Source organism: Amycolatopsis acidiphila, assembly GCF_021391495.1.
Classification (GTDB): Bacteria; Actinomycetota; Actinomycetes; order Mycobacteriales; family Pseudonocardiaceae; genus Amycolatopsis_E; species Amycolatopsis_E acidiphila.
In genome coordinates, this window is sequence record NZ_CP090063.1 from 6,229,443 (window position 1) to 6,242,282 (window position 12,840).

14 protein-coding genes are annotated in these 12,840 nt (G+C 70.7%); 7 read left to right on the forward strand and 7 right to left on the reverse strand.

Annotated features, from left to right (window positions below; all coding sequences use genetic code 11):
• Positions 1–47 precede the first annotated feature (47 nt).
• Together LWP59_RS30510 and LWP59_RS30515 are read left to right on the forward strand one after the other, a co-directional pair.
• Entirely contained in the window at positions 48–596 is a 549-nt protein-coding gene (locus LWP59_RS30510) for an RNA 2'-phosphotransferase (protein ID WP_144643037.1), read from the forward strand.
• Between the two features lie 21 nt (positions 597–617).
• On the forward strand, positions 618–1,046 hold the full coding sequence (locus tag LWP59_RS30515; protein WP_144643030.1) for a GNAT family N-acetyltransferase: 429 nt from the start codon (positions 618–620) through the stop codon (positions 1,044–1,046).
• A gap of 256 nt (positions 1,047–1,302) precedes the next feature.
• Here LWP59_RS30515 and LWP59_RS30520 read toward each other — a convergent pair whose 3' ends face one another.
• Positions 1,303–1,893, reverse strand: a complete 591-nt coding sequence (locus tag LWP59_RS30520; protein WP_144643029.1) for a TetR/AcrR family transcriptional regulator — start codon at positions 1,891–1,893, stop codon at positions 1,303–1,305.
• Between the two features lie 164 nt (positions 1,894–2,057).
• Here LWP59_RS30520 and LWP59_RS30525 point away from each other — a divergent pair, with 164 nt between their 5' ends.
• Positions 2,058–4,187 (forward strand): MMPL family transporter, encoded by a 2,130-nt coding sequence (locus LWP59_RS30525; protein WP_144643028.1) that lies wholly within the window; start codon positions 2,058–2,060, stop codon positions 4,185–4,187.
• Positions 4,188–4,305: 118 nt separating this feature from the next.
• Entirely contained in the window at positions 4,306–5,241 is a 936-nt protein-coding gene (locus LWP59_RS30530) for a glycoside hydrolase family 64 protein (RefSeq protein ID WP_222425668.1), read from the forward strand.
• A gap of 6 nt (positions 5,242–5,247) precedes the next feature.
• Here LWP59_RS30530 and LWP59_RS30535 read toward each other — a convergent pair whose 3' ends face one another.
• The 4 genes from LWP59_RS30535 to hisD are packed head-to-tail and all read right to left on the reverse strand — an operon-like array spanning position 5,248 to position 8,421.
• Positions 5,248–5,406 carry a hypothetical protein gene (locus tag LWP59_RS30535; protein WP_186383443.1) on the reverse strand — a complete coding sequence of 53 codons (159 nt, stop codon included), beginning with the start codon at positions 5,404–5,406 and terminating at the stop codon, positions 5,248–5,250.
• Positions 5,403–6,002: an imidazoleglycerol-phosphate dehydratase HisB gene (gene hisB / locus LWP59_RS30540; protein ID WP_144643026.1), complete on the reverse strand. Its 600-nt coding sequence runs from the start codon at positions 6,000–6,002 to the stop codon at positions 5,403–5,405. The genes LWP59_RS30535 and hisB overlap by 4 nt, the downstream gene beginning before the upstream one ends.
• Positions 5,999–7,102 (reverse strand): histidinol-phosphate transaminase, encoded by a 1,104-nt coding sequence (locus tag LWP59_RS30545; RefSeq protein ID WP_144643025.1) that lies wholly within the window; start codon positions 7,100–7,102, stop codon positions 5,999–6,001. The genes hisB and LWP59_RS30545 overlap by 4 nt, the downstream gene beginning before the upstream one ends.
• Complete coding sequence (gene hisD, locus LWP59_RS30550) at positions 7,099–8,421, reverse strand: histidinol dehydrogenase (protein WP_144643024.1); 1,323 nt, start codon at positions 8,419–8,421, stop codon at positions 7,099–7,101. Before hisD ends, LWP59_RS30545 begins: the two co-directional genes overlap by 4 nt.
• Positions 8,422–8,469: 48 nt before the next feature.
• Here hisD and LWP59_RS30555 point away from each other — a divergent pair, with 48 nt between their 5' ends.
• Entirely contained in the window at positions 8,470–9,264 is a 795-nt protein-coding gene (locus tag LWP59_RS30555) for a carbon-nitrogen hydrolase family protein (protein ID WP_144643023.1), read from the forward strand.
• Here the strand turns inward: LWP59_RS30555 and LWP59_RS30560 are convergent.
• Positions 9,212–10,138, reverse strand: a complete 927-nt coding sequence (locus tag LWP59_RS30560) for a DMT family transporter (RefSeq protein WP_186383442.1) — start codon at positions 10,136–10,138, stop codon at positions 9,212–9,214. The genes LWP59_RS30555 and LWP59_RS30560 overlap by 53 nt on opposite strands.
• 177 nt (positions 10,139–10,315) lie before the next feature.
• On the opposite strand from LWP59_RS30560, the gene LWP59_RS30565 reads away from it, so the two are divergent.
• Positions 10,316–10,975 (forward strand): VC0807 family protein, encoded by a 660-nt coding sequence (locus LWP59_RS30565; RefSeq protein ID WP_144643022.1) that lies wholly within the window; start codon positions 10,316–10,318, stop codon positions 10,973–10,975.
• On the opposite strand, the gene LWP59_RS30570 is transcribed toward LWP59_RS30565, so the two are convergent.
• On the reverse strand, positions 10,972–11,592 hold the full coding sequence (locus tag LWP59_RS30570) for a LuxR C-terminal-related transcriptional regulator (RefSeq protein WP_144643021.1): 621 nt from the start codon (positions 11,590–11,592) through the stop codon (positions 10,972–10,974). The two genes, LWP59_RS30565 and LWP59_RS30570, sit on opposite strands and share 4 nt — an antisense overlap.
• Positions 11,593–11,736: 144 nt before the next feature.
• On the opposite strand from LWP59_RS30570, the gene LWP59_RS30575 reads away from it, so the two are divergent.
• Complete coding sequence (locus LWP59_RS30575; protein ID WP_229858357.1) at positions 11,737–12,798, forward strand: type VII secretion protein EccE; 1,062 nt, start codon at positions 11,737–11,739, stop codon at positions 12,796–12,798.
• Positions 12,799–12,840: the final 42 nt, after the last annotated feature.

Sequence of the window (12,840 nt, forward strand, 5' to 3'; positions counted from 1 at the left end):
GGTTTCGTGTGGCTCCTGCTTACCAGCCGCACAGAGAGGAAGGCGAGATGGAAAATCCCGAACTGGTCGCCGTTTCGAAGCGGCTTTCCCGGCATCTGCGGCACGCGCCCGAGGCGATCGGGCTGACACTGAGTCCCGACGGCTGGGTCGAGGTCGACGTCCTGCTCGCCGCGCTCGAGAGGCACGGATTACGACTGACGCGTGCCGGACTCGAAGAAGTGGTGGCACGTAACGACAAACAGCGCTTCGCGTTCGACTCGACCGGCATGCTGATCCGCGCGAGCCAGGGGCACAGTGTCGATGTCGATCTCGGCCTGCCGGTCTCCGAGCCGCCCGCGATCCTGTTCCACGGCACGGTCGAACGGTTCCTGCCGGCGATCCTGACCGAGGGGTTGCGGCCGATGAAAAGGCGCGAGGTTCACCTTTCGCGGACGCACGAGACGGCCAGTCATGTGGGTGCCAGACGCGGGAAACCGATCGTGCTCGAGATCGACGCGGCGGCGATGAGCGGCGCCGGTCATGAGTTCCGGGTAAGCGAGAACGGGGTGTGGCTCACGGCGCACGTGCCGCCACGGTTCCTACGGCGGGTGCCATGACGCCTTCCTACGGCCGGTGTCATGACGCATATCCGACCCGCGGAGCACACTGACGCCGACGAGGTCTTCGCACTGCTGGAACTCTTCGCAACGAGCTACCGGCCTTCGCGCGCGGCGTTCGACCGGAACTATGGCCGGTTGCTCACCTCGATGGCGCCCGGGGAAACGGATCTGCTCGTCGCCGAGGACAACGGGCAGGTCGTCGGCTACGCACTCGCGACCCGGTTTCTCGTGCTGTACGCCAACGGATCGGTGGCCCAACTCCAGGAGCTGGTGGTCACCCCGCCGCGCCGCGGAGCAGGCATCGGGCGCGCGCTGGTGGGCGCGATCGCCGACCGGGCGCGAGCGGCCGGGGCGGTAGAGCTGACCGTCCCCACCCGGCGGGCGCGCGACTACTACCTCGCGCTGGGTTTCACCGAGACGGCGACGTACCGGAAGCTCGAACTGTAGCGAGGAACGGGCGACGCCGCGAGCACGTCCCCCAACAAGCCCGAGCCAGCGATGAACGGGCGAAGCCGCGAGCACATCCACGGACAACCCGCCCCAGCGCGGAACAGGCGACGGCGCGAGCGCTTCCCGGACAAACCCGAACCAGCACACAACAGGGGACGCCGCGAGCACGTCTCCAGATAAACCCGACCCAGCGCGCCACAGGCGACGCCACGAACACATCCGCCGCGAACACGCCCCCGGACAAACCCGAGCCTCAGCTCACCCGGCGCGGCCTTCCCAGCAACCGGCGGCCCACGTCGAGCAGGTGGGCGCGCAGGGTGTCGTCGTCGAGGTCGGCGAACTGCGGGGCGCCGCCGGTGAGGGCGATGCCAGTGATGGCCGCGTGCGCGGCGATGGCCCGGTTCGTGTCGCCCTCCGGGCCCGTGAAGATCTCCATCATCCGCACGCTGAAGTTCTCCCGCGTCGCCCACGAGTCGGTCAGCGCGCGCGTCACGCCGGGGTCCCTGCTGAACAGCGCCACCAGCGTCCGGTGCCGCACCACGATGTCCACGAAGCCGGTCAGCAGGTGGTCGACCTGCGCACCCCGCCGCCGCAGCCGGGACGCCTCGGCGACCACCAGGTCCAGCTCGCGCAGACCCGGCTCGGCGACCGCGCCGGTGATCTCGTCCTTCGTCTTGAAGTGGTAGTACACCGCCGCCTTCGTGACACCCAGCGCATCGGCGATCATCTGCAGCGATGTGCCCTCCACGCCGTGCTCGGTGAACAGCCGCAGCGCGGTCGCGAGCAGGCGTGTGCGCGTGTCCTCCTGACCGCTCGCGGACACGGCGGCCGGCCCGGCTGTCATCGCACCCTCCCAGTGAACAGAGCGAGGGTACGCGGCCCGCTACCCCGAGAGCAACCGATCAAACTAGCCGTGCGGCTAGTCACATACTAGCCGATCGGCTTGTACGGGCACTTGTCGATCGGCTAGCTTGAGGCCACCCGATCGACTGAATTGGAGTCGTACTCGTGGCCTCCCTCCTCTACCGCCTGGCCCGCTTCTCGTTCCACCGCCGCTGGCTCGTCGCCGCCGTCTGGGCGGGCGTCCTGGTCGTCCTCGGACTGGGCGCGACCACGCTGTCCGGGCAGCTCACGAACTCCGTGACGATCCCCGGCACCGAGTCGCAGCAGGCGATCGACCACCTCAAGGAGCGCTTCCCGCAGGCGTCGGTCGGCGGAGCGACGGCCCGCGTCGCCATCGAGGCGCCGACCGGGCAGAAGCTCACCGATCCGGGTGACAAAGCCGCGGTCGACCAGCTCGTGAACGCGCTCAAGACGGCGCCGAAAGCGAGCATGGTGACCGACCCGTTCCAGGCCAAGACCGTCTCCCCCGACGGCCGGGTCGCGCTCGCGCAGGTCACCTACGGGGTCCCGGCGTCCGAGCTGACCGACTCCGATCGCGAAGCCGTGACCGCCCCGGCCGATGCCGCTCGCAAGGCCGGGCTGACCGTCGAGTTCGGTGGCGACGCGATGCAGGGCATGCCGGAGACCGGCGCCACCGAGGGGATCGGCGTCGTCGTCGCCGCGATCGTGCTGACCATCACCTTCGGCTCGCTGCTCGCGGCGGGCCTGCCGCTGCTGACCGCGCTGATCGGCGTCGGGGTCGGCATGACCGGGATCCTGACGGTCTCGGGCTTCACCGAGCTGAACTCCAACACCCCGATCCTCGCGCTGATGCTGGGCCTCGCCGTCGGCATCGACTACGCGCTCTTCATCGTCTCGCGCTACCGCCACGAGCTGGGCGAAGGCCACGAACCCGAACAAGCGGCCGCGCGCAGTGTCGGAACCGCCGGCTCCGCCGTCGTGTTCGCGGGCCTGACCGTGATCATCGCGCTGGCCGGGCTCACCGTCGTCGGCATCCCGTTCCTCGGCCAGATGGGCATCGCCGCCGCCGCGACCGTCGCCGTCGCCGTGCTGATCGCGCTCACCCTGCTGCCCGCGATCCTCGGCTTCGCCGGGCGCAAGGTGCTCGGCAAGCGCGCGAAGAAGCAGACGCGCGCGACGAACGGCGAACGCTGGGCGCGGTTCGTGGCGCGGCACCGGGTGCCCGTGCTGATCGCCGCCGTGGCCGGCCTGCTCATCGTCGCGATCCCTGCGCTGAGCATGCAGCTCGGGCTGCCCAACGACGCCACCGCGGCGCCCGACTCGACGCAGCGCAAGGCCTACGACCTGGTCACCTCCGGGTTCGGCCCCGGCGTGAACGGCCCGCTGATCGTGGTGATCTCCGACGCGACCGCGGACAACACGACCGCCGCCGCGGACCGGGTCTCGCGGCTCACCGACGTCGCCGCGGTGACCCAGCCGCAGTTCAACGCCCGGCACGACACCGCGATGTTCACGGTGATCCCGAAGAGCGGTCCGAGCAGCGAGCAGACCGAAAAGCTCGTCGGGGACATCCGCTCGCACGCCGACGGCACGGAACTGGCCGTCACCGGGCAGACCGCACTGCAGATCGACGTCTCGGAGAAGCTCGCCGGCGCGATGCTGCCCTACCTCGCGGTCGTCGTCGGGCTCGCGTTCTTGTTGCTGATGCTCGTCTTCCGGTCGCTGGTCGTGCCGCTGAAGGCCACTCTCGGCTTCCTCGGCTCGGTCGTGGCGACGTTCGGCGCCGTCGTCGCGGTGTTCCAGTGGGGCTGGCTCGACGACCTACTGGGCGTGCAGTCGACCGCGCCGATCATGAGCATGCTGCCGATCCTGCTCATCGGCGTGCTGTTCGGGCTCGCGATGGACTACCAGGTGTTCCTGGTGACGCGGATGCGCGAGGAACACGTGCACGGCACCGAGGCGCAGCAGGCGATGGTCACCGGCTTCCGGCACGGCTCACGGGTCGTGGTCGCCGCCGCGCTCATCATGATCAGCGTGTTCGCCGGGTTCGTCCTCGCCGACACCACGTTGATCCAGTCGATCGGCTTCGCGCTGGCGTTCGGCGTCGCGGTGGACGCGTTCGTCGTGCGGATGACGATCGTGCCCGCGGTGATGTCACTGCTCGGCGCGAAGGCGTGGTGGCTGCCGCGCCGGCTCGACCGGCTGCTGCCGAACGTCGACGTCGAGGGCGAGAAGCTCACGAAGCAGCTGGACCGGCGGCTGGAGACCGTCTAGCAGAAAACGCTTCCCGAGTGGTCCATACCTTTATGCGCGCACACCCTTGACCATTGTTGTGCGCGGCAACATACTGGGTCGGCGCGCACCGGAAAGGCTCCCGAACACGGAGGTGATGATGGTGTCTGCCCGCCTGCGAAAGAACATCCGCCTGGCGTCGGTCCTGCTGGCGCTGGGACTCGCCGCGCTCCCGGCGCCCGCGCTGGCCGCGCCCGCGGACGGTGCCCCGCCCGCGTCCTTCTGGGGTGATCCGAGCACCATTCCGCCCGCACAGAACGTCCTGCAGGTCAAGGTCGAGAACCACACCAACGGCCAGTACCCCGACAGCCAGGTGTACTGGACCTTCAACGGTCAGACGGCCTCGATCGCCCAGCAGCCCTACGTCGACATGCCGGCGAACTCGGCCGGCCGGATGTACTTCCACCTCGGCTCGCCCGACGGCCCGTACTACGACTTCATCGAGTTCACCGTCGGCCCGGCCCAGCTCAACGTCAACACCACGCGGGTCGACCGGTTCGGCCTCAAGCTGGCCCTGCTCGTGCACGGGCACGACGGGTCCGAGCGGGTGATCGGCGAAAACTACGCGACCTTCTCCGAAACCCGGGACGCGACCTTCCAACGGTTCCAGAGTTCGGTGCCCACCGAGTTCAAGCAGCTGGCCACCGACAACGCGCCCTACGGAATTCCGTCACCCGGCAACGATCCGGTGTTCCAGCCCGGCGGCCAGTACGCCAACTACTTCGCCGCGTATGCCGCTTCCGTCGGCGACAGCAGCGATTCCACCGCGCAGATCTTCGGCTGCAGTGGCACGCTCGCGACGAACGCACAGCTGTGCGCGGGCATCAACCGGCACGTGGCCCAGCTGCCGGTGTCCCAGCAGTCCGATCCGGCCGCCTTCTACCAGGCCGCACCGGCCAACTACTACGCCCAGTTCTGGCACCAGAACGCCATCGACGGCAAGCAGTACGGCTTCCCGTACGACGACTACGCCGAGCAGTCCTCGTTCATCTCGATGAGCAACCCGCAGTACATGCTCGTCGCTGTGGGGTGGTGAGCCGGGCTAGCTCACGAACCACAGGATCCCGCCGCCGAGGGCGAGGAGTGTCGCGACCAGCAGCACGCCGGCCATCACCTTCGCCGTCTTGTAGGTGCTGTACACGCCACCGGCGAGGAAGCCCGCCAGCGCCAGCAGCAGGATCCCGACGATTTCCTTGCTCACAGGACACCCTTGGTCGAAGGAATCCCGCCCGCACGCGGGTCGGGCTCGGTCGCCGCGCGCAGTGCGCGCGCGACGGCCTTGTACTCCGCCTCCGCGATGTGGTGCGGGTCCCGGCCGTGCAGCACCCGCACGTGCAGCGCGATCTGCGCGTGGAACGACAGCGAGTCGAACACGTGCCGGGTCAGCACGAACGGGTAGTTCCCGCCGATGGTGAAGCTGTTGTACTCCGCGGGCTCGCCCAGGTGCACGCAGTACGGCCGGCCGGACACGTCGATCGCCGCGTGGGCCAGGGTTTCGTCCATCGGGATCCAGGCGTCGCCGAAGCGGCGGATGCCCTTCTTGTCGCCCAGCGCCTGCCGGATCGCCTGCCCCAGCACGATCGCGGTGTCCTCGACCGTGTGGTGGGCGTCGATGTGGATGTCGCCCGTCGCCTCGACCTTCAGGTCCAGCGAGCCGTGCACGCCGAACGCGGTGAGCATGTGGTCGTAGAACGGCACCCCGGTGGAGACCTCGACCTCGCCGGTGCCGTCGAGGTCGAGCACGACCGAGATCGCGGACTCCTTGGTGGTGCGGTCGACCTTGCCGATCCTCGTCACCGTGGGACCTCCTTGCTCGCCGCCAGGAAGGCGTCGTTCTCCTCGGGAGTGCCGATGGTCACCCGCAGGTGACCCGCGATGCCGACGTCGCGGATCAGCACTCCATTGTCCACATAGGACCGCCAGCTGGCCTTCGCGTCGGCGAACGGTCCGAAGAGGACGAAGTTGGCGTCACTGGGAACCGGGCTGAAACCAAGCCCCAGCAGAGCTTCCACCACCCGTTCGCGCTCCGCGGCCAGCTTCGCGACCGAAGCCAGCGTCGCGTCCGCGTGGCGCAGCGCGGCCCGCGCGGCGGCCTGCGTCAGCAGCGAAAGGTGGTACGGCAGGCGGACCAGCTGCAGCGCGTCGACGACCGCGGGCGCCGCCGCGAGGTAGCCGAGCCGGCCGCCGGCGAAGGCGAACGCCTTGCTCATCGTGCGCGAGACGATCAGCTTCGCCGGGTACTCCGAGAGCAGCTCGACCGCGCTGGGCTGCGAGGAGAACTCGGCATACGCCTCGTCCACCACGACGATCCCCGGCGCCGCGCGCAACAGCGAATCCAGCTCCGCCGGCGGGATCGAGCCGCCGGTCGGGTTGTTCGGGCTCGTCACGAACACCACGTCCGGCTTGCGCTCGGCGACGATCTGCGCGGCGCGCGCGGTGTCCAGCGTGAAGTCCTCGCGGCGCGGCGTCGGCGCCCACTCGGTGCGCGTGCCGGCCGCGATGATCGGGTGCATGGAGTACGACGGTTCGAAGCCCAGCGCGGTGCGGCCCGGACCGCCGAAGGCCTGCAGGATCTGCTGCAGGATCTCGTTGGAACCGTTGGCGGCCCACAGGTTCCGCTCGGACAGCAGCACGCCGGTGGACACCGACAGGTAGTCGGCAAGGTCCTGGCGCAGCGCCACGGCATCCCGGTCGGGATAGCGGTGCAGCCCGGCAGCGACCTCGCGGACCGCGGCGGTCACGTCGTCCACCAGCTCCGGCGGCGGCGGGTACGGGTTCTCGTTGGTGTTGAGCCGGACGGGCACATCCAGCTGCGGGGCACCGTAGGGGCTGCGGCCCCGCAGGTCCTCCCGCAGCGGCAGGTCCGCCAGGGTCACCTCGTCCGCGGGCCCGGTCACTTCTCTCCTCCGAAACGAGCCGTCACGGCTTCGCCGTGCGCGGGCAGGTCCTCGGCGTTGGCGAGCGCGACGACCTTGTCCGCCACCTCGCGCAAAGCGCTCTCGCTGTAGTCGATGACGTGGATGCCGCGCAGGAAGGTCTGCACGGACAGCCCCGACGAGTGCCGCGCGAACCCGCCCGTGGGCAGCACGTGGTTCGACCCGGCGCAGTAGTCGCCCAGCGACACCGGCGCGTACGGGCCGACGAACACCGCGCCCGCGTTGCGCACACGGGCGGCGACCTCGCGCGCGTCCGCGGTCTGGATCTCCAGGTGCTCCGCGGCGTACGCGTCGACCACCCGCAGGCCTTCATCCACAGTGGACACCAGCACCGTCCCGGACTGCTTGCCCGTCAGTGCTTCGGTGACGCGCTCGCTGTGCTTGGTCGCCTTCACGCGCGCGGCCAGCTCCGCGTCGACCGCGTCCGCCAGCGACGCCGACGTCGTGACCAGGACGCTCGCGGCCAGCGTGTCGTGCTCGGCCTGGCTGATCAGGTCGGCGGCGACGTGGCCGGCGTCCGCGGTCTCGTCGGCGAGGATCGCGATCTCGGTCGGGCCCGCCTCGGAGTCGATGCCGATGAGACCGCGCAGCATGCGCTTGGCCGCGGTCAGGTAGATGTTGCCCGGCCCGGTCACCAGGTCGACCGGGACCAGCTCGGCGCCGTCGGTGTCCGTGCCGCCGTAGGCGAGCAACGCGACCGCCTGAGCGCCGCCGGCCGCCCACACCTCGTCGACGCCCAGCAGCGCGGCGGCCGCCAGCGTGGTCGGGTGCGGGCTGCCGCCGAACTCCGCCTGCGGCGGGGTGCACAGCACGAGCGAGCCGACGCCCGCCGCCTGCGCGGGGACGACGTTCATCACCACGCTCGACGGGTACACGGCCAGGCCGCCGGGCGCGTACAGCCCGACGCGCTCGACCGGCAGCCAGCGCTCGGTGACGGTGCCCCCGTCGGTGACCTCGGTGGTGACGTCGGCACGGCGCTGGTCGGCGTGCACCTTGCGGGCGCGCTCGATGGACTCCTCCAGCGCGGCGCGCACGGCCGGGTCCAGCTCCGCCAGTGCCCGCGAAAGGGCCGGAGCGGGCACGCGCACCGCGGTCGGGCGGACACGGTCGAACTTCTCCGTGTAATCGAGGACCGCCTCGACACCGCGGTCGCGCACCGCCTCCACCACCGGCCGGACCTGATGCAGGGCCGCGTCCACATCGATCTCGGCGCGCGGCAGCGTGGCGCGCAGCTCGGCGGCGGACGGGACCTTTCCACGCAGGTCGGTGCGGTTCAGCATGGGTCTAGGGTACGGAGGGGGAGCCCGTCCACGACCAGGGAGGTATCCGTGCTGCGGATCGGCTTGAGTCAGGTCACATCGAGCGAGGACCCGGCGGAGAACCTCGAGCTGATCCGTGCCGAAGTGGCCAGGGCCGCGGCCGAGGGCGCGCGGGTCGTGGTGTTCCCCGAAGCGGCGATGGTCCGCTTCGGCGTTTCGCTCAAGCCGCTCGCGGAGCCGGTCGACGGGCCGTGGGCGAAGTCGGTCGCCGCGATCGCCGCCGAGCACGACGTGCTGGTCGTCGCGGGCATGTTCACGCCGTCGGACGACGGGCGGGTCCGCAACACCCTGCTCATCACAGGTCTCGGGCAGCACCTGGGCTACCACAAGATCCACCTGTACGACGCGTTCGGCTTCCGCGAGTCCGACACGGTCGCCCCCGGCGCCGACGTCGTGACCACCACCGTCGATGACGTCACGCTCGGCTTCGCGACCTGCTACGACATCCGGTTCCCCGAACTGTTCCGCCGGCTGGCGGACATGGGCGCGTCGGCGATCGTCGTGCCGACGTCCTGGGGCGCGGGCGAGGGCAAGCGCGAGCAGTGGGACGTGCTGGTGCGCGCCCGCGCGCTCGACTCGGGCTGCTGGGTGCTCGGCTGCGGCCAGGCCGACCCGGCCGCGACCGGGACGCCGGTCAACCCGAAGGCCCCCACCGGCATCGGCTACTCGACCGTCTCCGACGGCTTCGGGCGGGTGCACGCCCAGCTGGGCGCCGGCCCGGAGTTGGTGGTCGTGGACGTGGACCCGCAGGTCACCGAGAAAGCGCGGGCCGCGACCGGGGCGCTGGCGAACCGGCGACTGTAGGCGCCGGCGCGACCAGATGGCTGCTGCGGTGCGCGAGCACCGCGATACCCGCCACGATGACGGCGGCCGCGACCAGCTCCCCGGCGAGCACCCCGGCACCGGTCGCCGCCGACTCCCCCATCCAGCCGATACCGATCGCCACGCCGACCAGCGGATCGCTCGTGGTGATCACGGCGAGCGCGGGCGAGATCATCCGCCCCTGCTGGAAGGTGTTCTGCGACAGCAGGAACCCGATCGGCCCGATCACGCACACGACGTAGAGCGCCCAGTGCGCGAACGGCACCGTCACGCCCAGCCGCAGCTGCCCCGCGACCACCTTCATCAGCCCGGCCGTCACGCCGTAGAAGACCCCCGTCGCCAGCGCCAGCCCGAGCACCCGGCCCGGTCCCCGCAGCACCGTCGACAACCCCAGCCCGAGCAGCGCGACCAGCCCGAGCACCACGGCGAGCGGCCCCACGTGGCTCACCAGATCGTTCGACCCCCCGGTCGGACGAGCGAGCGCCAGGAACGCCGAGAGCCCGGCCACACACACCAGTGCACCCAGTACCACCACCCGGTCCGCGCGCCGGTGGCTGAGCCAGGCCGAGAACGCCGCCGCGAACGGCAGGGCCGTGACCAGCAGCGGCTGCACCAGCATCAGCGGCCCGAACCCCAGTGCGAGCACCTGCAGGAGCAGGCCGCCGATCGTGGCCGCGATGCCGACCAGCCACAACGGCCGGTGCGCCAGCGCGACCAGCAACCCCGGATCCAGCGTCCTGCCCTCCGGCACCTGTTTCACGGCCTTCGCCTGAGCCGCGGACGCCAACCCCATCAGCGCCGCACCCGCGACCGCGGCGGGCACCGCCACAGCCAGGCTGCTCCATTCCGCGGTCATCGGCTCACCTCCCCCTTCACCGCAACATCACACCACCTGGGAACTCTTCCCGGATCCGGAAATTCCCCGGAGAGTTACCAGGGAGCCGACCCTGACCTCACAGGGTCACCGGGTACATTCGGCGACTCAGCCGCCCCGCCCCGTGCTCCCCCCGGCACGAGAGAGACAGCGAGTTCGATGCCTCCGCACCTGACGGTCCACCTGCCCGCCTTCGGCTCCCTGCTGCGCCAAGGCGCGAAACACCTGCTCGAATCGACGGTCGTCCCGCTCGGCCTGTTCTACCTACTGCTCACGCTGGTGGGCTTCGACGGCGGGCTCATCGCGGCCCTGTCCTGGTCGCTGCTGGCCCTCGTCCGCCGCGCGGTGCTGCGCCAGCCGATCCCCGCCGTGCTGCTGCTGACGACCGGACTGCTGGTCGCGCGCACCGTGCTCGGGCTGATGACGGGCAGCGTCTTCCTCTACTTCCTGCAGCCGACGCTGCAGAACTTCCTGATCGCGTTCGTCCTGGTCGCCTCGCTGCCGTTCGGCCGCCCCTTCATCGCGAAGCTGGCGGACGACTTCTGCGCGTTCCCCGCCGCGTTCAGCGAGCATCCGAGCGTGGTGCAGATCTTCCGCCGGCTCTCGCTGCTGTGGGCGTTGGTGTTCCTCACCAACGGCGTCACCACGCTGTGGATCCTGGCGCGGGAGAGCGTCGGGAACTTCCTGCTCGTGTCGACGGCGGGCTCGTGGAGCGTCGTCGGCGCGGCCATCGTGGTGTCGCTGCTGTGGTTCCGCCGCGTCCTGCGTGGCGAGGGCATCGCGCTGCGGTGGGGCACGCCCGCCGCCGTCGCGGTCTAGGAGATGCCTTCCTCGATGGCCAGCCGGGTCAGTTCCGGGCGCCGGCGGCGGCCCGTCTTGTCGCGGATGCGCTCGAGGTAGGAGCGCACCGTCCGGACGCTGATGGACATCGCCTCGGCGATGTCGGTGTCGCGTTCCCCCGCGGCGACCAGCGACAGCACCTGCCGCTCCCGGTCGGACAGCAGGCTCTTCACCCCGCGCGTCGAGTTCAGCAGGAACGACGCCAGCGCGGGCGAGACGTAGGTGTTGCCCGCGGCGATCTCCCTTACCGCGCGCAGGATCTCGGCGCCGTCGGCGTCCTTGGACAGGTAGCCGCGGGCGCCCGCGGAGATGGCGCCCAGCACCTCGTCCTGGCCCGCGTGCGCCGACACGATGAGCACCTTGTGCCCCATCGTCACGACCTTCTGCACCGCCGCCGCGTCGGTGACCCCACGCAGCTTGAGGTCGAGGACGACCACGGACCCCGCGGGCTCGCGGGCGGCGGCGAACCTGGGCACGGAGTCGGCGACGGCGCCGAGCTCGATGTCCGGCGCCTCGGTCAGCACCCGTGCCACGGCGGACCGGTACAGCGGATGGTCCTCCACCACGCTGACCCGGATCCGCGGTTGCTCGCTCATGCCCGCCTCCATAACTTCGCCCGGCACCTGCCCGTGCCGCCCGGTGATTCTCCCGCATCCCGGGGCCCTGTGGCTATTTCTACCCACAGGAAATAGTGACGGACCTGATTATCCTGTACCAGGAATCAACGAGAGGCGCCGAACTTGACCACGGCCGATGCACGGATTCCCGCGATCACGGGGCAACACCGTCCCGCGGCACTGTTGTCGTCCCGCGTGCTGCCGGTGCGTCCCGCGCAGGTCGTGGTCTGGACGATCGCGGTCGCGGCCTGCCTGGTGGACCAGGCGATCCCCGTCCTGCTGCTCGCGGCGCTGGCCGTCGGCGCGACCTCGGTGCGGGTGGCGGGCCGGCATTTCGCGGGCTGGACCGTCATCTGGGTGCACCATCGCCTGCTGCAGCACGACGACCGGCGCCCCGGCGACGACCCGCTGCTCGTGCTGGCGCCGGACTTCCGGTTGCGCCAGCACCACGACCGCGCCGGCAACTCCTTCGGCGTCGTCGGCGTCGACGGCGGCTGGACGGCCGTGCTCCGGCTCGCGCCGCAGGCGAGCGGCGAACCCGACGTGACGACGCTGACCGACGTGCTGCGCGAGGCGTGCGACAACGCGGACATCCCGCTCGCGGGCGCCCAGTTGATGGTGCGGACCGAGCAAACACGCCGCGTGCATCTGCTCGCCGTGCGCTACCGCCCGGCCGAAGCGCCGTTGGCCGCGCTTTCCCGCGGCGCCGGCGAACTGGGCGAGCACCGGGCCATCACCCGCGCGGCGCTCGGTGTCCTGGGCTCGCTCGCGGACGCCGGGTACTTCGCGACGGTCCTCGAGGCCGGGGAGCTCGCGGCCGAACTGCGCGAGACCCTTGGCGTACAAGGGGAACTACTCGCCGGTAGCCGCCGGACCAGCGCCGTGGTGGACGGCTGGCTGTCGTGGTCGGCGGCGGGTACGACACAGGCGTGCTTCACGCCGAAGATCGATTCGGGAAGCGCTTTCTCGGCGTCGGCCCGCGATGCCTCGCTCACCGTCGTCTCGTACAACCTGCGGCGCACGCATCTGGGGCGGCTGCGCGAGGACGTGACGATCCGCGTCGTGAAGCACCATGGCATGCGGAAACCGCCGCGCGCTCAGGATCTCGACGTGCCGGTGCTGCCGCTGTACGGGCGGCACGAGGCCGCCGTCCGGCGTACTTTGCCACTCGCACTCCCGCGATGACCGTTTTTCCCGACTTCCGTAGGTACCAGGGCAACCGCTGAC